Raw genomic sequence first — 22,027 nt, 5'->3', positions numbered from 1 at the left:
GTTGTCCACAGGTCGTGGGGATCGCTTTTCTTTATCCACAGGGTGTGAGCAAGTTCTGTGGATGTTGACGGTGATCGTTCTGCCCGTTCTGCGGTAGGCGAGGAATTTCCGGATCAAACCGGGCTCGCGCACTCATTCGGGTGGGAATGGATCGCTCAAAAGGGTTGAACGAGGGAATTGGGGTGACAGTCACGGTGAGCGGGGCTGTGGATGGTGGGGCGGTGGCTAGAGAGATTTGTCGATGATTCCGAGCCACAGTGTCGACTTGTCCCCAGGGTGACGAACCCCCTGTGGATAACTCGCAGGGTTGTGCACAGGTGCACGGAGAGCCATCGGCCACCCTCCGAAGCGAGCGCCCGCAGACCGCCCAGGGAACCACCGCCGGGCCCCCTGGGCCTCCACCACCCACCGGTCACCCCCGCCGCCCACCGGCCATCCCCGCCGCCCACCGGTCACCGGCCATCCCCACCGCCCGCCCTCCGGACTCAGCCCCGCCCGTCCTGGCAGCGCGCCAGCCACTCCGCTGCCGCCACGAACTCGCTGTCCGACGTCCCCGGCCGCAGCTCACCCAGGGCCGCCGGGTCCGACGCGTCGACGCCCGCCCGCGGATACGAACCGAGGAACCGCACCTTCGGGCAGATCCGCTTGAGCCCCATCAGCGCCTCGCCCACCCGCCGATCGGTGATGTGCCCCTCGCAGTCCACGGAGAAGCAGTAGCGCCCGATCCCCTCGCCGGTCGGCCGTGACTCGATCCGCATCATGTTCACCCCGCGCGCCGCGAACTCCTGCAACAACTCCCGCAGCGCGCCCGGGTGGTCGTCGCCGAGCCAGATCACCAGCGAGGTGCGGTCCGCGCCCGTACGCGCCGCGGGCCGGGCCGGGCGGCCGACCAGTACGAACCGGGTCTGCGCGTTCCGGGCGTCGTGGATGTCGGTGACCAGTGGCTTCAGCCCGTACGTCGGGGCGGCGAACTCCCCCGCGAACGCCGCGTCGTAGCGGCCCTCCTGCACGAGCCGGGCGCCGTCCGCGTTCGAGGCGGCCGACTCCCACAGCGCCTCGGGCAGGTTACCCGCGAGCCAGTTGCGCACCTGGGGCTGGGCCACGGGGTGCCCGGTGACGGTCTTGATGTCGCCGAGTTCCGTGCCGGGCCGTACGAGCAGCGCGAAGGCGATCTCCAGCAGCACCTCGCGGTAGATCATCAGCGGTTCGCCGGTGGCGAGTTCGTCGAGGGTGGCGGTGACGCCGCCCTCCACCGAGTTCTCGATCGGCACGAGGGCCGCGGCCGCCTCGCCGCTCCGTACGGCGTCCAGCGCCGTCGGCACCGACACCATCGGCACGAGCTCGCGCGTCGCCGACTCCGGCAGGGTCCGCAGGGCGGCTTCGGTGAACGTGCCCTCGGGGCCCAGATAGGTGTAACGGCTGGCCGACATCACGCTGGCTCCTCGCGAATAACAGGGAAAGGGGGTGAGGGAGAAGAGAGAAAAGAGGGGACAAGGGGGGCTGACCGGGCGGGTTGGGGAACCCGCCACGATACCCAGCCCCCGCACCGCCCGCCCCGCCGTCCGGCCGGCGGACGAACACAGACACCGGCTCTCAGCCCTCCAGCAGCGCCTGCCCCACATACGAGCCCGGCTTCGGCGCCGGCGGCACGGCGTACAGACCGCTGGCCTCGTGCCGCAGGAAGCGGGACAGCCCGTCCCCACGGTCCAGCTTCCGCTGCACGGGCACGAACCCCTTCATCGGATCGGCCTGCCAGCAGACGAAGAGCAGCCCCGCGTCCGGCGCCCCGTCGTCGAGGAAGCCGTCGTGGTACGAGAAGGGGCGCCGCAGCATCGCCGCGCCATGGTTGGACTCCGGCGCCGCGACCCGGATATGGGCGTCGCCCGCGATGGCGATGGACCCGTCCTTGTTGAACTTGTCGAGGTCGACCGGCGTCTTCTCCGTGCCGCCCGACAGGGGCGCGCCGTCCGACTTCCGCCGCCCTATGACCTGTTCCTGGCGTTCCCGCGAGAGGTGGTCCCAGTCGTCGAGCAGCATCCGGATGCGCCGGACGACGGCGTACGAGCCGCCCGCCATCCACCTCTCCGCGGCGGGGCCGCCCGTGGCCGGGACGAAGAGGCGGGCGTCGAAGTCCTTGTCGGACGGGTGCGGGTTGTTGGTGCCGTCGACCTGGCCCATGAGGTTGCGTACCGTCATCGGCCGCGCGGTCGCCCCCGGGGTGCGGGTGAAGCCGTTCATCTGCCAGCGCGGCCGGGCCGCGCCGCCCGCTTCCTTCTGGAGGGTGCGCAGGGCGTGGAAGGCGACGAGGGCGTCGTCGGCGCCGATCTGGACCCACAGATCGCCTTCGCCGCGCTTCGCGTCGAGGGCGTCGGCGGTGAAGTGGGGCAGCGGTTCCAGGGCGGCGGGCCGTTTCGCGGTAAGCCCGGTGCGGTCGAAGAAGGTGCGGCCGAAGCCGAAGGTGACGGTGAGGGAGGAGGGCCCGGCGTCGTACGCGACGCCGCTGTCGTCCTTGGGCGCCTTGCCCGCCATGAGCTCCTCGGCCGTCTTCGACCAGCGGCGGAGCAGGGCGGCGGCGCTCTTGCGGTCGCCGCCGGGGGCGAGGTCGAAGGCGATGAGGTGGCCGGTGGACTGGAGCGGGGTGGTGATGCCGGCCTGGTGCGCGGCGCTGCCGTCGGCATGGAAGGGCACGGTGGTGGAGCCGACGGAGGTGAGGGCGGTGGGCGGTTCGGACCGTACGGCCTGAGCGGTGAAGGCGCCGCTCGCGCCGCCCGCGACGAGCCCTGCGGCGCCTGCCGCGCCGGCGGTTCCGAGCAGGCGCCGCCTGGTGATGGGGTGTTCGGTCGTCATCAGTTGATCTTCACGTTCTTGATCTCCGTGACCTGGTCGATGTCGGAGGTCCGTACGGTCAGGGTGAGCTGCCAGGTGCCCGCCATCGGCAGTTGGAAGCCGGTGGCCTGCCAGTGCCCGGCGGTCCGGCGCTTGAGCGCCGTGTGCAGCGGGCCGATCTTCTTCTCCTTCTCGGTGAGGGAGACGTCCACCTCCGGTACGTCCACGGGGCGTCCGGCGGTGTCCGTGATGTGGGCCTCGACGGTGTTGTCGCCGGAGCGGGCGGGGTCGATGGTGACGCGGGCGGTGCCGCGGCCGTCGGTGGCGCCGGTGTCGTAGGGGATCTTGATGTCCACGGGCCCGGCCGAGGCGGTGCCGGACGGGGCGCTGCCGGCGGCGGCCTCCTTCTGCTCGGTCTCGGCGCGGCCGGGCTGGGTGCCGGAGAGCACGGTGGCGACGGCGAGCAGGATGACGGCGACGCCGGTCTCGGCGAGGACGGAGCGCCGCAGTCCGGTGCGGTTCTCGTCGGCGTCGCGACGGCGCTGCCCGGCGGCCCTGTCCATCGCGGCGCGCTGCCGGGTGAGCTGGGCGGCGCGCTCGTCGGAGGCCCCGCCGCCGACGGCCGCCTTCGCCTTCTCGGCGGGCTTGGCGGGCTTGGCCGTCTTCGTCTTCCGTCCGGCGTCCGTACGGTCCGCGAGGCGGTTGGTCCAGCGCCGGGAGAAGTAGGCGAGGCCGACCACGACGAGAACGAGGCCGATCTTGAGCAGCAGCCACCGGCCATACGCGGTGCCGGGGAGCGCGCTCCACGTGCCGACCTGCCGCCACGCCTGGTAGGTGCCGGTGGCGACCAGGACGCAGACGGAGGCGAAGGCGAGCCGGGAGAAGCGCTGGACGGCCGCGCGCCGGATGGGGGCGCCGGAGCGGAGGGTGACCAGGAGGGCGGCGAGCCCGCCGAGCCAGACGCCGACGGCGAGGAGGTGGAGGATGTCGACGGGCATCGCGAGGTAGGGCTGGATGCCGACGGAGGCGTGTTCGGCGAGGGACCAGGTGGCGGCGAGCCCGGTGGCGACGACGGCGCCGCCGATGGCGAGCCCGTAGGCGAGGCCGCGGCGGTCGCCGTCCGCGCCCCCCTTGCGTTCCTTGTCGCGCGGGTCGTCGTCCCCGGGCGCGTACGAGCCGAAGAGCACGGCGAGGAAGACGGCGGCGGCGCTGAGCAGCAGCAGCCGGGACAGCAGGGCCGCGCCGGGCTTGGTGGAGAGCACGCCGCCGAGGAGCGAGAGGTCGAGTACGGAGCCGACCCCCTTGGTGTTCGTATAGGCCCCGCGGAGCAGCAGCAGCGCGGTGGTCGAGGCGAAGAGGGTGACCCAGCCGCCGACGGCGATCTTCTGTACGGGCCGCGAGGAGCGGCTGACGCCCGCGAAGACGCAGCCGCCGACGAGGAGGACGAATCCGGCGTAGGCGGCGTAGCGGCCGATGCCGTAGAGGGCGCCGACGGCCGGGTCGACGTCGGCGGCGGGGGCCTTGACGGTGGTCTTGGACGGGGCGCCGACGGAGAAGGTGAAGGCCCCGCCCACCGGGTGGCTGTCCGCGGAGACCGCCTGCCAGGCGACGGTGTACGTACCGTCGGCGAGCCCGCCGCGCAGGGCGACGATGGCGGTGTCGGACGCGCCGTCCGCGTGGGCGGCCTTGCCCTCCTCGACGCGCTTGCCCTGCGGGTCGAGGACCCGCAGGGAGTCCGCGCTGAGCAGCACCCCTTCGGAGAAGGTGAGCTTGACCCGCTGGGGCGCGGTCTTGACGACCGATCCGTCGGCGGGGTCGGTGGCCGTGAGCGCGGCGTGCGCGGCGGCCGGTGACGCGCCGAGGGTCAGCGCGCACAGCAGGGCGGCGAGGAGGGCCCCGAGTATCGGCAGCAGCCGTCGGGCGGTGGGTGGGGTCATCGCGCGTCAGTCCTCGGGGCGGTATGTCGGAGGTTCGACCGGGACCTTGACCTTGATGGACTGGGAGTCGGCGAAGTGCAGCGTGAGTTCGACCTTCTCGCCGACCTTGGGCAGATGGCCGAGCTTGCCGAACATCAGGTGGTTCCCGCCGCGGGCCAGGGTGAGCGAGCCGCCCGCGGGCACGTCGAGCGACTTGGCCTCCTTCATCTGCGAGCCCTCGGTGACGTGCATGGTGACGTCGGGGGAGAGCGGGCTGCTGACGGAGGTGAGCCGGTCCGCCTTGCCGCCGTCGTTCTTGACGGTGAAGTAGGCGGCGGCCATGTCGGCCATCGCGGGTTTGGGCACATAGCCGCCGCTGACGGACAGCTCGGCGCGGTCCGGCTTGGACGAGTCGCCGGAGTCGCAGCCGGCGACGGCGACGAGAGCGGCGGCCACGACGAGGGGGAGGCCGGCGGCGGTGGCGACGGTGGCCTTGCGCATCAGGGGTTCTCCCCCTTGACGATCTTCGGGAGCTCGCGGGTGTAGTCCGCGGCGGTGCTCTTGGCGGTGTAGATCCAGTGGGCCTTGTCGTCCTTGGGGGAGTAGGCGACGACCTCGGCGCCGTGGCTGACGGTGATGGAGCCGTCCTTCTGCTTCTTGGGCTTCTCGACGAAGATGCCCAGCGGCTTGGCGGCGGCCTGGATGGTGGCGAAGTCGCTGGTGAGGCCGAGGACCTTCTGGCCGCCCTGGGCGTCGAGCCATTCGCGCATCCGCTTGGGGGTGTCGCGGGCCGGGTCGGTGGTCACGAAGACCATCTGGAGCTTGTCCTGCTCGGCCTTGGGGAGCTTCTTCGCGGCGGCGGCCATGTCGGCGACGATCGTGGAGCAGACGTCGGGGCAGTAGGTGTAGCCGAAGTAGAGCAGGACGGGACGGCCCTTGGTCTCCTTGACCAGGTCGTACTTCTTGTCGTCCGTGTCGGTCACGACCAGGTCGGGCTTGGCCTTGACGGTGTCCAGGGTGATCGCGCCGGTGCTCTTGTCCGCGCCGGAGACGGACATGGCGGGCTTGTCGCCCTTCGAGTCGCCGGAGTCGGAGCCGCAGGCGGCGAGGGAGAGCGCGGCGGTGACGGCGAGTGCCGCGCCCAGGATTTTGGTGCGCATGGAGTTCTTCTCCGTAAGCGTGAAGGTGTGTGGGATGGGGTGGCGGGGCGGCGGAGGTCGGTTCCGCCGCCCCGTTCGGACCGTATGCCGGGGGTCCGGCGCGAGCGGTGAGCCGGGTGCCCGCGTGCCGCCGGCGGCCGGTCCGCGGCCCGTCAGGCGCGGGAGCGGCGGCGGCCGGTGAGTACGGCGAAGGCCACGCCGGCCACGCCGACGACGATGCCGACGATGCCGAGGACGCGGGCGGTGGTGTCGGTGCCGCCGTCGCCGGAGGACGCCTTCGAGCTGGCGGCCGCGCTCTTGTCGTCGTGTCCGCCGCCCTTGTCGGCGGCGGGAGCGGTGAGCTTCAGGACCGGCGCGGGGTGGTCGGGCTCCTCGCCGCCGGGGGTGCTGGCGTCGATCCAGCGCACGACGTCGTTGTCGGAGTAGGTCTGGAGCGCCTTGAAGACGACCTGATCGGCGTCCTTGGGGAGCGGGCCCAGCGAGACGGGGAACTGCTGGAAGCTGCCCGGCTCGATCTTCCCGCCGGTCCAAGTGATCTTGGTGACGGCCTCGTTGACCATGCCGTCGGCCGTCTTGATGGGCTTGGCCAGCTTGGTCTTGTCCACCTTGACGTCCCAGCCGGGTACGGGCTGCGTGGAGACCGACGGCAAGGGGTGCTTGGGGTCGAGGGTCACTTCGAGCTTGACCGTCGAGGCGTTGTCCTTCTCGTTGGGGACCTTGAAGGCGACGGTGGTGTAGCCGCCCTTCTCGGCGGTCCCCGGCTGCACGCTGACGTGCGCGGAGGCCGGGCCGGCGACGAGCAGCACGGCCCCGCCGGCGAGGGCGGAGACGAGGGGGAGACGGCGGAGCGCGGTACGGCGTGCGGTGCGCGGGGCATGCGTGGCGTTCATGACGGTGAACCCTCCACAGGGGGACGACGACGGGGTGGGTGCGTGCGCGCGTACGGCGGCCGCGCGAGCGCCCACCCGGCCGGTCGCCGGGAACTGCGTCGCGTGTGTCAGGCCGCCAGTGCGCAGCGCGGCGGCCCCCGCCGGACCACACTGTGGGCGAGGGCGAGCTCCCGCGGGGCGGCTTCGTCGTTCTCGTACGAGCGTCGGGCGGGCCTGCGTACGGTGGCCGCGGCCGCCTCCCCGCCCTCCCCGGCGCGCAGGGCGGCCCGTACGAGGCGCAGCGCGGCGCGCAGGGCCTGGACGAGCTCGGTGTCCGCGACCAGGCGCGCGGCCTGTGCCGAGAGCCGGACGGCCCGCCACAGCGCGGCCTCGCCGCGGCGCAGCAGCCAGCCCGCCGCCAGCCCGGCGAGCAGATGGCCGAGCACCATGGGGAGCGTGGGCAGCAGGCTCTGGAGCAGGGCGAGGTGGCCCATCCCGGCGGCGTCCGCCGGCATGGCGGTCATGGAGTGGACGGTGGACGGGCTGATTCCGGACTCCGCCACCAGGCGGTGCGCCTCGGCGGCGGTCAGCCGGCCGGGGTGGTTGCAGATCAGCTGCGCCGCGAACGCGATCAGCCGGCCCTCGGAGCCGTCGGACGCCGGTGTCGGCGCGGCCATGGCGGCCGCGCCCTGCGCGAGTCCGAAGAGGGCGTGCAGGGCGAGCTGTCCGAGGGTGAGGGCGGCCGCGATGCCGGGCAGCGAGCGCTCCCGTCCGGCGAGCGGCGCGATGACCGCGAAGAGCACCACGAACCCGGCGGCGAGGGTCCACGCCGGGACGCTCGCACAGGACGCCATCGCGTGCCCGCCCGCGGACAGCAGGACGCAGACCGCGGTGAACACCGCGGTCCGCAGCAGCCGCAGATCGGCGCCGGCGCGCGCGACGGGGACGGTGGCGGAGGCAGACATGGCTGCGTCATCATCCCACCGCCCCCGCCGCCGACCTACGGCAGGGGCGGACACGCCGGCGTGCACCGGCGCGCGCGGTCCCGCCGCTATACACCGGTGCGCCAACTTTTCACATCCGCCGAATGAGCGTTCTCACACCACCCGTACGCTTACGGACCCTTGCGGGGGGCTATACGTATCGGTATGTCGAGCCGCAGCCAGGAGGCTGGAGCATGAGCATGTGGTGGTCACTCCATTTGCGGCGCGAAGCTGCGAGCGTTCCGCTCGCCCGGCGGCTTCTGCTCGGCACCATGGAGACGGCCGGGGTCGACCCGGACATCTCCTACGACCTGTCGATCGCCCTCAGCGAGGCGTGTGCCAACGCGGTCGAACACGGGGGTGACGCCTCCGCCGAGGACTACCGCGTCACCGCCTGCATCGACGGCGACACATGCCGTATCGAGGTCATCGACTCCGGTCCAGGTTTTGCCGACAAGTCCCGGGCCCGCGGTCGCCGCATGCCCACGCGACCGCACCAACCCGCCCCTGACCGTGCCGAACACGGCCGGGGGCTGTTTCTCATCGAGTCCCTCACCGACCATGTCCGCGTCCGGAACCGTCCCGGGCGCCCGGGCGCCGTGGTGAGTTTCGACAAGATCCTCAAGTGGCGTGAGGGCGCGCTGCTGAGAGCTTCGTGACCGGCCCGCCGACCGCGCCGGGCGAGCCCGGCGGGCCGGCCGACCGTCCCCGGGCCCGCTAGCGGGCCCGGCTCTGCTCTTCGGGCTGCTTGGGCCCCTTGGACCTGTCTTTGCCCCGGCGGTTCCCGGCCTGGTTCGGAGGCCCGGCCGGGCCGTTGAGCGGGCCGCCGGCCCGGCGGCCCCAGCGGGCCTGCTCACGGCGGTAGCGGCGGTCGTAGCGGTCCTGGCGGACGCGCCGTTCGCGGTACTCCCGGTACTCCGGGTCGTCGCGCAGGCGCAGGCCGCTCAGCGTGCCGTGACGGGTGAGCGCGAAAAGCAGTACGGCCGCCGCCACCCACAGGACGGGGTAGACGAAGCCGGAGGCGACGAGCGCCGCGAAGAGGATGACGACGAAGGGGATCATGACGGTCTCCACGTACTGGGTGGTGTGGAGCGGTAGAGCGCCGGGCGGAACGGCCGCGCGAGCGTCCGGGAAGGCGTCCTCGCGTCCGTACGCGGCCGGGGACCGGAGCGGCTGTCCTCACAGTAGCCCTCGGGCCGCCCCGTGGTGAGGGGTGTGACGGCGCGTACGGGATTGCGCGTGGAGGCGCCCGGCATTCCGCGCCGAGACGCCCGTCGGCGGGCCTCTCTGCCGCCGTGGCGGGCGACGGTGGCCGGGTCAGCCGGACTCCCGGTCGTGGACGTCGACGAGATCGGCGAACTCGGTGACGTCGAAGGCGCCCCGGCTGATGTCGTGGGCGAGTTCGCTCATCCGGACGCCGTCCCGGCGGGAACGCTCCCGCAGGGCCCGGAACGCGATGGCGGTGCCGACCTTCCGGTGCTCGGCGACGATGCCCACCGCACGCTCCACGTGGGAGCGGCTCGTACGGACGGCGAGGACCTGGTCCGAGAAGAGGTCGGCGGGGGCCGCCTGGCGATGGGAGAGCAGCCCCATGGCGGCGATGTCGGCGAGCGCCTGAGCGGCGCGCAACTCGCTCTCGGGCAGGCGGCCGGGGACGGCGCGCATCAGATTGAGCGCCCCGATGACATGGCCGCGCAGGCGCAGTGGGAGGGCGTGGATGGACCGGTAGCCGAGGGCGTGCGCCATGGGGACGAACCTGGGCCAGCGCGTTTCGGTGTCCAGATCGGGCGCCGACTGGATTTGGCCGGTGCGGTAGCAGCCCATGCAGGGGCCCTGAGCGGACTGGATCTCCCGGATGTCCAGCTCGTGGCTCTCCTCGCTGGAGGCGCCTATGACGCGCGGATTGCCGTGCGGGTCGGTGAGCATGACACCGCTGGAACGCACATCCAGCAGGTCCACGCAGTGCAGAGCCAGGGTGGTCAGTAGGTCGACCACGTCGAAATCGTCGACCAGGGTGTCCGTGAGCTCCACGAACGCCTGTGACAGCCGTTCTTCGCGGGATGCGCCCATAGGGCGAGGGCAGGCAGAGGGCCGTACGTGCCGCAACGCCCGCCGGGCTCTGTTCCCGCAGGGCCGGGCCGGTGTGGCCGGGCCGGTCGGGCCGGCGCGGGACGCCGGGCCACGCGAGCCGTTCGGGCGAGTGCGAGAAATCGCTTTAGCGCGTAAATTCAAGCAGGATTCGGGTAATTCACTCGACCGAGTGGTTGATAGCGGGTATGAATCGTTCATGCATCTCGCGGGCGACCACCGCGCCGCTACGGTAACCGGGTGTCATCCCAGACCCCGGTGACCATCGCATCGCAACTGTCGCTTGCCCCAGCTCTTTCACGCGAGGTTCTCGCATGTGAGGGACCGGGGCGCGTTGCTCCAGGGGGTGCCGCCATGGGCGGGGGATATCACGACGGATACGCGACGGCGCCGACCGGTGATCTTGAGTACCGGGCCGGCAGCCATCTGCGGCTGCGCACGCACGCCACGTACGGCTTCACCGTGGCGGAGCCGCTCGGTGAGATCGACATCGCGACGGCGGCCGAGGTGCGTCCGCTGCTGGACGCCGTCAGCGGCGGACCGGCCCCGACGCTCGCGGTCGATCTGCGCGCCACCACCTTCTTCGACTGCGCGGGCCTGTCGCTGCTGGACCGCCTCCACACCCGGGTGACGGAGCGCGGCGGTCGGCTGTACCTGGTCTGCGACCACCCGCTGACCCTGCGGATGCTGCGCATCGTCGGGCTGGACGAGCGGCTGCGCCCGGCACCCACGCTGGAAGCGGCGCTCGCGCGGATGTCCTGAGCGCCAGGGCCGTACGGCGGGCGTACGAAACGCCGTGCCGGACGGCGGGCGTACCAAGCGCTGTGCCGGACGGCAGCGGGCCGCGCCCCTCGCGATGAGGGGCCCCTTGCGATGAGGGGCGCGGCCCGCCGGTCCGTACGTACGGGTACGAGGCCGGTCAGCCCTTGACGCGGGCCATCCACGCCTCGACGTCCGAGGCCGTGCGCGGCAGCGCGGCGGACAGGTTCCGGTTGCCGTCCTCGGTGACGAGGATGTCGTCCTCGATGCGGACGCCGATGCCGCGGTACTCCTCGGGCACCGACAGGTCGTCGGCCTGGAAGTACAGGCCGGGCTCGACGGTCAGCACCATGCCGGGCTCCAGCGTGCCGTCCACGTACGCCTCGGTGCGGGCGACCGCGCAGTCGTGGACGTCCATGCCGAGCATGTGGCCGGTGCCGTGCAGGGTCCAGCGGCGCTGGAGGCCGAGTTCCAGGACGCGCTCGACCGGGCCCTCGACGAGGCCCCACTCGACGAGCTTCTCGGCGAGCACGCGCTGCGAGGCGTCGTGGAAGTCGCGGAACTTCGCGCCGGGCCGGACCGCCGCGATCCCCGCCTCCTGGGCCTCGTACACCGCGTCGTAGATCGTGCGCTGGAGCTCGTTGTACGTGCCGTTGATCGGCAGCGTGCGGGTGACGTCGGCGGTGTAGAGGGTGTGGGTCTCCACGCCGGCGTCCAGCAGCAGCAGCTCGCCGGAGCGGACCGGGCCGTCGTTGCGCACCCAGTGCAGGGTGGTGGCGTGCGGGCCGGCGGCGCAGATGGAGCCGTAGCCGATGTCGTTGCCCTCGACGCGGGCACGGAGGAAGAACGTTCCCTCGATGTACCGCTCCGAGGTGGCCTCCGCCTTGTCGAGCACCTTCACGACGTCCTCGAAGCCGTGCACGGTGGCGTCCACGGCCTTCTGGAGCTCGCCGACCTCGAAGGCGTCCTTGACGACGCGCTGCTCGCTGACGAAGACGCGCAGCTCCTCGTCGCGCTCGGCGGTGACCTTGTCCCGCAGCGCCTCCTCGATGCCCGCGTCGTGGCCGCGCACCGCGCGGGCCGGGCCGGTGGCGGCGCGCAGCAGGTCCGGCAGGTCGCGGACGTCCTCGGCGGGGATGCCCAGCAGCTGCTCGGCCTCGGTGAGGCTGTGCCGGCGGCCGACCCACAGCTCGCCCTGGCCGTCGAGCCAGAACTCGCCGTTGGCGCGGTCGGAGCGCGGCAGCAGGTAGAGGGTGGCGTCGTGGCCGCCGTCCGCGGCGGGCTCCAGCACGAGGACGCCGTCCTGCGTCTGGTCGCCGGTGAGATAGGCGTACTCGGTGGACGCGCGGAAGGCGTACTCGGTGTCGTTCGAGCGGGTGCGCAGGTTGCCGGCCGGGATCACCAGCCGCTCGCCGGGGAAGCGCGCGGAGAGCTCGGTACGGCGGCGGGCGGTGTCGGGCGCCTGCGCGATCGGTGTGAGATCGCGCAGTTCGGTGTCGGCCCAGTCCGACTTCATGTTCTCGGCAAGTTCGTCGGACACGGCTGGGTACAGACCGTTCTTCCGCTGCTTGATGGGCTCCTCGGCCGCCGGGGTCTCCGGGGTGGGCTCCTCGGTCACGACATCCTCCTCGATCTGGACCGCCTTCCATCGTATGTGCGGGTGACGGACGGGTGCGGGGGGTGTGACCGACCTGTTGCGCGGGCTGCGGCCCGCCCCCGGGGCCGTAGCGGGGCGGGCGGCGGGAAGCGCCGCTTCTCAGTCGAACCGGGCCGCGAGAAGTATCACGTCCTCGTCGCTGTCGTCCTCGTCGAGGCCGTCCGGCAGGACCGTGTGCAGCACGTGGTCCACGACGGCCTCGGGGTCGCCGCGCAGGGCGGTGGGGACGCTCGCGGCGGCGGCGTGCAGCCGGACGAAGGCGCGGTCGAGCGGGTCGCCGGTGCGGTGCAGCAGACCGTCGCTGTAGAGCAGGAGCGTTTCGCCGGAACCGGGCTCCAGCTCGACGCTGGGCGCCTCCCAGCAGGAGAGCATGCCGAGCGGCGCGGAGAGGGAGGTCTCCACGTACTCGGTGCGGTAGTCGCCGATGAGCAGCGGCGGGCAGTGGCCGGCCCCCGCGAGGACGATCTTGTGGGCGGGGGTGCCGTCCGGCCGGGGGACGAGGGCCGGTTCGCAGTAGGCGAAGAGGGCGGTGGCGGAGCGGGCCGGCTCGGTGAGGCGGAGCAGGAGTTCGAGGTCGGACAGGACCGCGACGGGGTCCTCGCCCTCCATCACGGCGTACGCGCGCAGGGACGCCCGCAGCCGGCCCATCGCGGCGACGGCGCTGGGGCCGGAGCCGGTGACGCCGCCGACGGCGAGGCCGAGCGCGCCCTCGGGCAGCGGCAGCGCGTCGTACCAGTCGCCGCCGCCGTGCGGCCCGGTGCGGTGGCGGACGGCGAGCCGGACCCCGGTGACGCGGGGCAGCCGGCTGGGCAGCAGCTCTTCGCGGAGGGTGGCCACGGTGGCGCGGGCGCGGTCGAGTTCGAGGTGGCGGGCGAGGTGTTCGGCGGCGTACGCGCAGTAGAGGCCGACGAGGTGGCGCTGGCGGTCGGTGGGCTCGGCCGGTTCGTCGTAGAGCCAGACGGCGGCGCCGAGCCGTCCGGTGGCGTCGGCGGCCAGCGGTACGGCGTAACTGGCCGCGTAGCCGAGGCGGGCGGCGACCTCGCGGTGGCGGGGGTCGCGCCCCGTCTCGCCGGCGATGTCGGGGTGGGCGATGCCGGACCGTACGGACGGCTCGGCGCCGGGGTCCGGGCAGGCGCCTGCGGGCGGTTCCGCTCCGCCCTCCGCTCCGGGCTCCGGTTCGCCCGTCGCGCCGGGCTCGGGGAGGCCGTCGAGGAGCCGCCCGTAGGCGAGGGAGGCGCGGGGGATGGTCTCGATGTGGCCGAGGTCGGCGCGGCCGAGGCCGAGGCCCACGGTGGTGACGGGGCCGAGGCCGTCGGCCGGCTGGAGGGTGATCAGTCCGCGCCGGGCGCCGACGAGGGCGGAGCCGCCGCGCAGCAGTTCGTGCAGGGCGGCGTCGAGGGTGCCCGCGCGGGCGATCCGCTCGGTGAGCTCGTGGAGGGTGGTGAGGTCGGAGACCCAGCCCGCGAGGCGGTCCTGGAGCACCGCGCCGGGGGCGGCGGGCGGTGGGACGGTGGCGCCGGTGGTGCCGGGCGCGTCCGGGGCGTCAGGGTCCTTGGGGCCGCCGGACGTGGAATTGTGCTCCGGTGCGGGGAGTGGAGGGTTGATTCCAGCCACTTTCGGCAACTGTGATGCGCTCATGGCCGACTGCCTGGCTCGGTCCGCGCGTCGTCACAGGCGAGTATGGGCTCGAAGGCGGTGTCCGGCGTGCTGTCGGGCACCGTTGCCCGGCCGCTCGGCCTCTGCGTTCTGTTCAATAGCATCGCAAACCCCCATGTCATGTTGCGCCGCTATCAATGTCTCCACATGTACACGTGTGGGTAAGGGGATGTCCAGCATTGGACTATTGGGATTGATGGTGTCTGTGGTGATTCCAAGTTGGCCGGAAAATGACCATGAGAGTGTCCGGTAGAGGTCGACTGACGTCATTCGACAACGCGTCATATCCACCGTGGTGGGTACGTACTCGGAGAAGGGCAGGGGCAGTTGAGATCGCCCCGGAACCCGGTGGCGGGCCTTTGCGTCTTAGTCGGCGACGGCCGTGCCCCATCTCCGAGTGGCGGCGGAGTTCCCCTGGCGAAGCCATGGGAGCACTGGGCAAAGCGCGAAGCGCCATCAACGCGCCACCCCTCGCCACGTTCCACGCTCGGCCTGCGGCGTGATGCGCTGCCTAGTACGCGCTGTGACCTGTGATCCACGTGGTGTGAGGGGCTCCGTAGTGCCATGGAGCGCACCGGACCGCCGCGAAGTGCCATGCGAAGTGCCCTGTAGTGCGATGGACACGTCCCCTGCCTCCGGCGGGGGACCCCAGCCCTAGGCGTTCACGGAAAGGAACGAGCGCTCATGCGCGATTTCCTCGGAAGGCGACGCAAACTCTCCCTTCGGCGTCGCAGCGGGCGGTCGACGCTGCTCGACGCCGCTCTGACCTGCGCCACCGAATGGAAGTGGCCCGTACTCCCGGGCGTGGGACTACGGCCCGGCCCCGGCCGGGACCCGGAGTGCGGCTGCCCGCACCCCGACTGCGTAGTACCCGGCGCCCACCCCTTCGACCCGGGCCTGCTGGCGGCCACCACGGACGCCCGCATGATCCATTGGTGGTGGACCAACCGGCCGGACGCACCGGTCGTGCTCGCGACGGGCGGTACCGCGCCCTGCGCGGTGAGCCTGCCCGCGGTGGCGGGCGCGCGGGCGCTGGCCGCCTTCGACCGCCAGGGCGTGCGACTGGGCCCGGTGGTCGCCACGCCCACCCGGTGGTCGCTGCTGGTGGCCCCGTACTCCCTCGAAGTCCTCGGCGAACTGCTGCACAGCCAGGACTGGGTGCCGGGGTCGCTGCGGTTCCACGGAGACGGCGGCTATGTGGCGCTGCCTCCGTCGGCCACGGGAGCGGGCCGAGTCCGATGGGAGCGGGCCCCGCGGCCGGCGGCGGCCGGCGCGGGGGCCGGGGAGCCGTGGCTGCCGGACGTGGCCACGGTGGTGGACGTTCTGGTGGAGGAGAGCGCGGGGACGCCGGGCGGCGGGAGCCGGCTGGCGTACTGAGCGCCTCCGGGCCCCGAGAGGCCCGGTGAGGGGCTCTCGGCGGACGGGCTCGCAGGGGGCGGGCTCACGGCGGACGGGCGAGCCCTGCCGGGGTCGGCGACCGGGCCGGAACCGCGTCGCGGCAGCCGGGATCGCGTTGAGGCGGCTTGAGCTAGATCGAAGCAGCTTGAGATAGATCGAGGCAGACCGAAGCAGATCGAAGCAGATCGAGGCAGAGGGGCGCGTACGGGCGGGAGCCGCACGCGCCCTCACTCGTACGGGTGTAAGCGGCCCCGAGTTGTACGGGAAATGGGCCTGCTGCCGCCGGGCAGGCGCCGCTTTGACGGTTATGTTCGGTGTACCGATCAATCGATCAAGCTTCCCCGGCGAGTTGCAGGTGGGTTCCATGGAACGAGCGACCCAGCCCCGTGCCGCGAATCTTCGGATGGTCGCGCTCGCGAGCGCGGTGGCGCTGGCCATCGTGCTGCCGCTCGCCGTGGCGGTGGCCGGACCGGCGGGCCGCCCGGACCTGGCGGTGGCCGAGCGCACCGGCGGAAACGCGCGCGACAGCGACAGCGACGCGGCGGACGGCCAGGCGGCGAAGCCGTCGGCGGGGCCCGCGGACTCCCGGCAGGGCGCGGAGGCCGCGGGGGAGCGGCCCGCCGCCGACGGCGGGCGCGGGGTGCTGTCGGGGCTCGGGCTCGCCGAGAAGCCGGGGGAGGCCCGTAACACCGCCCGGTGCGGGCCCGAACTCTCCTCGCCCGAACGGGTCGAGGCGCAGACGTGCGTCCTGGCGCAGGGCCGCGACACCTGGTCCCGGCTCTACTACCGCAACGTCACGGGCGGGCCGCTGAAGGCCGTACTGACCTTGATGCAGCCCGACGGGCGGACGCTGCAGGCGCACTGCGAGGTGGCCGGCTCCGCGGGGCGCGGGTCCTGCCAGACGCCGCGCGAGCGGACGGTGCGGGGGGATGGCGGGTACGGCGGCTACACGGCGGTGTCGGAGATCGCCTCGGCGGACGGGAGGCTGCTGCTCCGCTCCGGCAGCAACTCTCCGGAGCGCGCGGAGGATTAGAGCCCGCGTCATATCGCCGGCCGGGCGGACCGAAACAAGAAGCCCCGGATTCAATTACTCCGGGGCATGGAAACGCCCGGTCGCTGGCGACGGGGGATGCACCAGCGACCGGGCTCCTAGAACGGTAACAAGAGATCGGCGGTTCGCAAATTCCATCGCGGAAATCCGGTCGCGTAATTTCCTGGTTTCCAGGCCAGGAGCGGGAGTTGTGACGGGAGTCACGTCGATGGGCCGCCGATGTCACGGTCAGCTCAGCGTCACCTGACGGTTGGTGAGGCCGCCGCGCGCCCGCCGTTCCTCCGGGGTCAGCGGGGCGTCCGAGGCGAGCGCCTCGGTCAGCCGCTCCGCGAAGGCGGCGGCCGGCTTCTCCACGTCCGCGGCGCGCATCGCGACCGGCAGGTCCCACACCGGCACGGTGAGGCCGTGCGCACGGAACGAGCCGACGAGCCGGGTCCCCTCGCCGAGCGAGGCCGCGCCCGCCGCGTGCAGCCGCGCCAAGGCGTCCAGCAGCTGCTCCTCGGGGTGCGTCATGACCCAGCGCAGGTGGTTCTTCTCCGGCGTCTCGCACCAGTACGCGGCCTCGACGCCCGCCAGCCGGGCGGTGGGGATGGCGGCCTCGTTGGCGCGTTCCAGGGACGCGGCGACCTCGCCCGTCGCGTTCTCGGCGTCCTCGATCCAGAACTCGAACCCGTCGTGCACGACCGGCGTGAAGGGCTGCTCCGGGTCGAGCAGGTCCTGTAGGCGCGGCCCGTCGGCGGGTACGCGCTCGGCGGCGACCGGGTTGCCGGGCTCGGCGGCCAGGGCGCGCCGGAGCGTGTCGGCCAGGTCGCGGCTGATGTCGCCGGAGGCGGTGTCGTTCTGGAGACCGAGCAGCACGGCTCCGTTGTCGCGGCGCAGCGCGGGCCAGGCCATCGGCAGCACGGTCGCGAGGGTGACCGAGGGCACGCCCTCGGGAAGGCCGTCCTTGAGGTGCAGCTCGACCGTCGCGGCGGGCACCAGTTCGCGCAGCGCCACCCAGTCCCCCTCGTTCGGGAGGCCCTCGAAGGGGCGCTGCACCAGCTCGGTGACGGCCTGCGCGGCCTGCCGGCCGTGGCAGGCCTTGTAGCGGCGGCCGGAGCCGCAGGGGCAGGGCTCACGGGCGCCGACGGCCGCGATCTGCGCGTCGGCGGCCTGCGGCCGGGCGGCCTTCGTCTGGGGGCGGCGCTTCTTGGCCATGGCGTGCGTGTCTCCCGATCGGTCCGGCTCGTACGGGCGCGAGCCTAGCGGTCGGGAGGGGGAGCGCGGCCGGGCGTACGGTCGGCCGCGCTTGGGCGGACGGGCCTGCGCCCACGGGCTTGCATGTACGGGGCTGCGCCCGCCGGCTTGCATGCACGGGCCTGCACCCGTCGGCCTGCGTCCACGGGTCTGCGTCCACGGGTCTGCACCCGTCGGCCCGTGCCCCCGGCCCGTACCCGGCGGATGTACGGCCCGCCTGCCCCGGTCCGTCCCCGGCCCGTACCCGGTCCATCCCCGGCCCGTACCCGAAGGCCGGGTGTCGGCCGGCCTTCGGATACGGGCCTACCTCAGTTCGTCGATGTCGGCGAAAGCGGCCGGCATCGCGGCGATTGAGGGGACCGTGGCGACCCGGGGCGCGGCGGGGCCGAGAGCGACGCGCGTAGCGAAGCTCTCACGTACGGAAAGAGCAGCCCATACGGTCACCTCGCCCGAGGCGTCCCGGACGCCCCACTCCTGGGACAGCGCCCGGATGATGTTGAGTCCGCGCCCGCCGCGCGCGGTGACGGACGGAGTGGCCGGAAGTGGTCGGGTCGGGCCGCCGCCGTCGGTGACTTCGACGGTCAGCCGGCCCCGCTCGTCCACGCGCCAGGCCGCCAATATGGTGCCCTCGCGGTCGGGGCCCCCGCCGTCCCCGTGATCGCCGTCGCGGCCGCCGAAGTGGCCATTGCGGTGGTCATTGCGGTGGCCGCCGCCGCGGCCGTCGGCACTGCCGTTGCTTCCGTTGCGCCTGTCGTCGGCGCTCAGCGGGCGGCCGTGCCGGCACGCGTTGCTGAGCAGTTCCGAAAGGATCAGTACAGCGTCGTCGATGACCGAATCCGTTACCCCGCTCATGCGCAGATCCTCACGCATGCGGTGTCGTGCTACCCCCACGGCCGACGGACCATGGGGTACGGCCATGATCGACGACGTGGGCACCTCCTGTGCCACCACCAACGCCACCCCCGAGACCTCCTTCGCCCCACGCCAGGGGATGAATGCCCCAATGGACTGGACCGGAAACCGGCCAATAGTGATCCGGGGAGGCACTCGTAACGGGCGAATGCGCAATGAACGCGCCGGTGCACACCCTGTAATGGTTCCTATCGGCGGTCGAGTTGGGACAACACCTGCTTGGGGCGGTTTGTGATGACGGCGTCCACGCCGAGGCGGGCGCACAATTCGACGTCGGCCGGATCGTTCACCGTCCATACGTGCACGCGGTGTCCGGCGCGGTGCAGCCGCTCCACGTAATCGGGGTGGTTGCGCACGATGCGGATGCTCGGCCCGGCGATCCGCACGCCCGCGGGGAGCCGCCCGTCGCGGTGGCGCGGCGAGAGGAACTGCATCAGGTAGACCGTGGGGATGGTGGGCGCGGCGGCCCGTACCCGGTGCAGGGAGCGTGCCGAGAAGCTCATGACGCGGATCGGGGAGGGCGAGTCGCCGTTCTTCGGCGGTTCGGTGAGGCCGAAGCGGCCGAGGAGGTCGAGGAGCTTCTCCTCGACCTGGCCCGCCCAGCGCGTGGGGTGCTTGGTCTCGATGGCGAGCTCGACGCGGCGGTCGGCGTCGGCGATGAGTTCGAGGAGGCGTTCCAGGGTGAGTACGGAGGTGCTGTCCCGGTCCGGGGCCTCGTGGTCGGCGGCCTGACCCTTCCAGGAGCCGAAGTCGAGGGCGGCCAGGTCGGACAGTTCCAGGGCGGAGACGGCGCCGCGGCCGTTGGAGGTGCGGTTGACGCGGCGGTCGTGGACGCAGACGAGATGGCCGTCGGCGGTGAGCCGGACATCGCACTCCAGGGCGTCCGCGCCGCCCTCGATCGCTTTTCGGTAGGCGGCGAGTGTGTGCTCGGGGGCTTCCTCGGAGGCTCCGCGGTGGGCTACTACGGAGGGGGGCTGTCGCTCGGGTGGGATGTCCCTGGCCTGGCGTGCATAGGTCACCGAGTTATGGTGCCATCGCGAGGCGTAGTCGCGCATGCGGTCCCTTTTGTCTGGATGGTTCGAGTTGGTTCGGTTTAGTCGGAGGTAAAGGAAGACGAAGGGCGTCCGCTGAAGGCACAGTCTCCGTTTACGGCGGTCTGACGCCTGATGGGAAAGGCTGTGGACGGAGGCTCGAATGCGTGGGCCCAGGCCCTGATGACCACTGACGTGCACCTGAGGAGAGAGCTGTGAGCACCGAGAACGAGGGCGCTGCCGCTACGCCTGCGGCGACGCCGCGTACGGCACCTCCGGCGCCGGACACCGCGTCGGCGCACACCGCTCCCGAGACTCCGGCGGCACCGCCGGCCCCCGTGGCGCCGCCCGCACCGCCCGCGCCCCCGGCGCCGGCCGCGCCGGATCTCGCGAAGGCGGCGGCCCCGGAGGCCCCGGCGGCGGCTCCGGCCGACCGTACGGAGCAGATGCCTCCGGTGCCGGTGGACCGTACGGAGCAGATGCCTCCGGTACCGGCCGGGCACCAGGCGCAGGCTCCGGTTGGACCTCCGCCGCAGGCTCCGGCCGGGCATCCGGCGGAAGCTCCGGTCGGGCCTCCGCAGGGAGCCCCTGCCGGGGAGTACCCGCAGCCGGTACAGCCGTCGGCCATGGCGGAGTACGGGCATCCAGGGGCGGGCGCTCCGGGCGCACCCGGCGGCCCTGGCGTTCCCGGCGGTGCCGGCGTTCCCGGCGGTGCCGCGGGCGCTGGGCAGGCCGGTGGCTGGTGGGCGCACGGCGGTGCCGGTGGTGCGGGCGGCCCGGGTGAGCCCGGGGCGCCGTGGGGCGGCGGGCCCGTGCCCCCGCCCCGTCGCCGGCGCGGTGGCCTCGTGGCCGCGGTGCTGGCCGCGGCCCTGATCGCCGGCGGCGTCGGCGGCGGGGTCGGGTTCTGGGCGGCGGACCACAGGGACAGCTCCGGTTCCACGACGGTGGCGTCGACCGGGGACGCGAAGACCGACAGCAGGGCGCCCGGTTCGGTGGCCGGCATCGCGAACAAGGCCCTGCCGAGCGTCGTGACCATAGAGGCCCAGGGCCAGGGCGGCGACGGCAGTACGGGCACGGGCTTCGTCTACGACAAGCAGGGCCACATCCTCACGAACAACCACGTGGTCGCCACGGCCGCCGAGGGCGGCAAGCTCTCGGTGACGTTCTCCAACGGCAAGAAGTACGACGCCACGGTCGTCGGCCGGGCCAAGGGCTACGACGTCGCCGTCATCAAGCTGAAGAACCCCTCCGACGCCAAGCTCACCCCGCTGCCGCTCGGCGACTCGGAGAAGGCCGCGGTCGGCGACGCGACGGTCGCCATCGGCGCGCCCTTCGGCCTCTCGGGCACGGTCACCACCGGCATCGTGAGCGCCAAGAACCGCCCGGTCTCCTCCAGCGACGGCGGCGGCGCGGGCGGCAACGCCTCCGCCTCGTACATGAGCGCCCTCCAGACGGACGCGTCGATCAACCCCGGCAATTCCGGCGGCCCGCTGCTCAACAGCCAGGGCGCGGTGATCGGCATCAACTCCGCCATACAGCCCGCGGGCGGCGGTGGCGGGGGCGGCTTCGGCGGCGGCGGCGAGCAGCAGTCGGGCAGCATCGGCCTCGGCTTCGCGATCCCGATCAACCAGGCGAAGACCGTGGCGGACCAGCTGATCAAGACCGGCAAGCCGGTCTACCCGGTCATCGAGGCCACGGTGAACATGAAGAACACCGGCGACGGCGCCACGATCGCCTCCAACGGCACCAGCGGCGCCCCCGCCATCACCCCCGGCGGCCCGGCCGACAAGGCGGGCCTCAAGCCCGGCGACAAGATCACAAAGATGGACGACACGATCATCGACAGCGGCCCCACCCTCATCAGCGAGATCTGGACCCACCACCCCGGCGACAAGGTCGCCCTCACCTACACCCGCGACGGCAAGCAGTCGACGACCCAAGTCACCCTGGGCGAACGCTCGGGCGACAGCTGACGATCCCTCGGCCCCCGGGGCACCTCCCGGAATCCCCGAACCGCTAGGCTGTAACCGCTCCGCAGCAGGTAGGCGGGGCGGGGAGGCTTGCCCGAGCGGCCTAAGGGAACGGTCTTGAAAACCGTCGTGGCAGCGATGTCACCGAGGGTTCAAATCCCTCAGCCTCCGCCGAGGTCTACGCGTGTGCTGGTCAGAAGGGGTGCTCCTGGTTGGGGGCGCCCCTTTCACGTGGGGCCTGTTTCAGCTTGATCCGCCTCTGTCGCGCCGTTGACCAGCGCGTGTGGATTGCGTGTGGACCAGGCGTGGACCAGAATTCGGCCCTTTGGAGCCGAGGACCCTCAGGTCACGGCGGCGCGTTTGATGCGTACGACGCCGCCCACCTCGATGTGCGGGAGGTCGCCGAGACGGCTGCGCCCCGGCAGAGGTGCCGCTCACGCTGTTGTTGTGCACAGCGCTATGCGACGGCAACAACTGACACTGGATGGGTTGACGGGTCGGGCCCCCTCCCGCGG

Annotated in this window: 19 protein-coding genes and 1 tRNA gene; 6 read left to right on the top strand and 14 right to left on the bottom strand. The window is 72.6% G+C overall.

What is annotated here, in order from left to right; all coding sequences use genetic code 11:
* Positions 1-485: 485 nt before the first annotated feature.
* The 7 genes from pheA to AC07AB_RS01835 form a co-directional block, all read right to left on the bottom strand.
* Positions 486-1,430, bottom strand: coding sequence for a prephenate dehydratase (gene pheA, locus AC07AB_RS01865; protein WP_478558417.1), 945 nt, complete (start codon positions 1,428-1,430; stop codon positions 486-488).
* A 163-nt stretch (positions 1,431-1,593) separates the two neighbouring features.
* Positions 1,594-2,847: an iron uptake transporter deferrochelatase/peroxidase subunit gene (gene efeB, locus AC07AB_RS01860; RefSeq protein WP_478558414.1), complete on the bottom strand. Its 1,254-nt coding sequence runs from the start codon at positions 2,845-2,847 to the stop codon at positions 1,594-1,596.
* Positions 2,847-4,763 carry a copper resistance protein CopC gene (locus AC07AB_RS01855; RefSeq protein ID WP_478558411.1) on the bottom strand — a complete coding sequence of 639 codons (1,917 nt, stop codon included), beginning with the start codon at positions 4,761-4,763 and terminating at the stop codon, positions 2,847-2,849. The genes efeB and AC07AB_RS01855 overlap by 1 nt, the downstream gene beginning before the upstream one ends.
* 6 nt (positions 4,764-4,769) lie before the next feature.
* Positions 4,770-5,243, bottom strand: coding sequence for a copper chaperone PCu(A)C (locus AC07AB_RS01850; protein ID WP_478558408.1), 474 nt, complete (start codon positions 5,241-5,243; stop codon positions 4,770-4,772).
* On the bottom strand, positions 5,243-5,902 hold the full coding sequence (locus tag AC07AB_RS01845) for an SCO family protein (RefSeq protein WP_478558405.1): 660 nt from the start codon (positions 5,900-5,902) through the stop codon (positions 5,243-5,245). The genes AC07AB_RS01850 and AC07AB_RS01845 overlap by 1 nt, the downstream gene beginning before the upstream one ends.
* A 152-nt stretch (positions 5,903-6,054) precedes the next feature.
* Positions 6,055-6,792, bottom strand: a complete 738-nt coding sequence (locus AC07AB_RS01840; RefSeq protein ID WP_478558402.1) for a YcnI family copper-binding membrane protein — start codon at positions 6,790-6,792, stop codon at positions 6,055-6,057.
* A 107-nt stretch (positions 6,793-6,899) separates the two neighbouring features.
* Complete coding sequence (locus AC07AB_RS01835) at positions 6,900-7,736, bottom strand: hypothetical protein (RefSeq protein ID WP_478558399.1); 837 nt, start codon at positions 7,734-7,736, stop codon at positions 6,900-6,902.
* A 212-nt stretch (positions 7,737-7,948) separates the two neighbouring features.
* On the opposite strand from AC07AB_RS01835, the gene AC07AB_RS01830 reads away from it, so the two are divergent.
* Positions 7,949-8,413 carry an ATP-binding protein gene (locus tag AC07AB_RS01830; RefSeq protein ID WP_478558396.1) on the top strand — a complete coding sequence of 155 codons (465 nt, stop codon included), beginning with the start codon at positions 7,949-7,951 and terminating at the stop codon, positions 8,411-8,413.
* A 58-nt stretch (positions 8,414-8,471) separates the two neighbouring features.
* Here AC07AB_RS01830 and AC07AB_RS01825 read toward each other — a convergent pair whose 3' ends face one another.
* Together AC07AB_RS01825 and AC07AB_RS01820 are read right to left on the bottom strand one after the other, a co-directional pair.
* Positions 8,472-8,816, bottom strand: coding sequence for a hypothetical protein (locus AC07AB_RS01825; protein ID WP_478558393.1), 345 nt, complete (start codon positions 8,814-8,816; stop codon positions 8,472-8,474).
* Positions 8,817-9,071: 255 nt separating this feature from the next.
* Positions 9,072-9,824, bottom strand: a complete 753-nt coding sequence (locus AC07AB_RS01820; protein ID WP_478558390.1) for a GAF and ANTAR domain-containing protein — start codon at positions 9,822-9,824, stop codon at positions 9,072-9,074.
* Positions 9,825-10,196: 372 nt separating this feature from the next.
* On the opposite strand from AC07AB_RS01820, the gene AC07AB_RS01815 reads away from it, so the two are divergent.
* On the top strand, positions 10,197-10,604 hold the full coding sequence (locus tag AC07AB_RS01815) for an anti-sigma factor antagonist (protein ID WP_478558388.1): 408 nt from the start codon (positions 10,197-10,199) through the stop codon (positions 10,602-10,604).
* Positions 10,605-10,761: 157 nt separating this feature from the next.
* On the opposite strand, the gene AC07AB_RS01810 is transcribed toward AC07AB_RS01815, so the two are convergent.
* Entirely contained in the window at positions 10,762-12,219 is a 1,458-nt protein-coding gene (locus AC07AB_RS01810) for an aminopeptidase P family protein (protein WP_478558385.1), read from the bottom strand.
* A gap of 138 nt (positions 12,220-12,357) precedes the next feature.
* The gene (locus tag AC07AB_RS01805) at positions 12,358-13,896 is read right to left on the bottom strand and encodes a PP2C family protein-serine/threonine phosphatase (protein ID WP_478558382.1); all 1,539 of its coding nucleotides are present in this window, start codon (positions 13,894-13,896) and stop codon (positions 12,358-12,360) included.
* Positions 13,897-14,598: 702 nt separating this feature from the next.
* On the opposite strand from AC07AB_RS01805, the gene AC07AB_RS01800 reads away from it, so the two are divergent.
* Together AC07AB_RS01800 and AC07AB_RS01795 are read left to right on the top strand one after the other, a co-directional pair.
* Positions 14,599-15,291, top strand: coding sequence for a bifunctional DNA primase/polymerase (locus tag AC07AB_RS01800; RefSeq protein ID WP_478558379.1), 693 nt, complete (start codon positions 14,599-14,601; stop codon positions 15,289-15,291).
* A gap of 385 nt (positions 15,292-15,676) precedes the next feature.
* Positions 15,677-16,345, top strand: coding sequence for a hypothetical protein (locus AC07AB_RS01795; RefSeq protein WP_478558376.1), 669 nt, complete (start codon positions 15,677-15,679; stop codon positions 16,343-16,345).
* A gap of 246 nt (positions 16,346-16,591) precedes the next feature.
* Here AC07AB_RS01795 and AC07AB_RS01790 read toward each other — a convergent pair whose 3' ends face one another.
* The 3 genes from AC07AB_RS01790 to AC07AB_RS01780 all read right to left on the bottom strand — a co-directional run bounded on the left by AC07AB_RS01790 (position 16,592) and on the right by AC07AB_RS01780 (position 19,530).
* Positions 16,592-17,560, bottom strand: a complete 969-nt coding sequence (locus tag AC07AB_RS01790) for a DUF5926 family protein (RefSeq protein ID WP_478558373.1) — start codon at positions 17,558-17,560, stop codon at positions 16,592-16,594.
* Positions 17,561-17,902: 342 nt separating this feature from the next.
* Complete coding sequence (locus AC07AB_RS01785; protein ID WP_478558370.1) at positions 17,903-18,646, bottom strand: ATP-binding protein; 744 nt, start codon at positions 18,644-18,646, stop codon at positions 17,903-17,905.
* A 53-nt stretch (positions 18,647-18,699) separates the two neighbouring features.
* A complete protein-coding gene (locus AC07AB_RS01780; protein ID WP_478558367.1) occupies positions 18,700-19,530 on the bottom strand; it encodes a glycerophosphodiester phosphodiesterase in 831 nt (276 codons plus the stop codon).
* A gap of 227 nt (positions 19,531-19,757) precedes the next feature.
* Here AC07AB_RS01780 and AC07AB_RS01775 point away from each other — a divergent pair, with 227 nt between their 5' ends.
* Both AC07AB_RS01775 and AC07AB_RS01770 read left to right on the top strand, forming a co-directional pair.
* Positions 19,758-21,515 (top strand): S1C family serine protease, encoded by a 1,758-nt coding sequence (locus AC07AB_RS01775; protein WP_478558364.1) that lies wholly within the window; start codon positions 19,758-19,760, stop codon positions 21,513-21,515.
* 81 nt (positions 21,516-21,596) lie between these two features.
* Positions 21,597-21,683, top strand: a tRNA-Ser gene (locus AC07AB_RS01770).
* Positions 21,684-22,027 lie beyond the last annotated feature (344 nt).

Source organism: Streptomyces sp. NPDC044033, assembly GCF_056434425.1.
The sequence above is the reverse complement of the archived record's forward strand: the minus strand, read 5'-3'. Positions and strand labels throughout refer to the sequence as shown.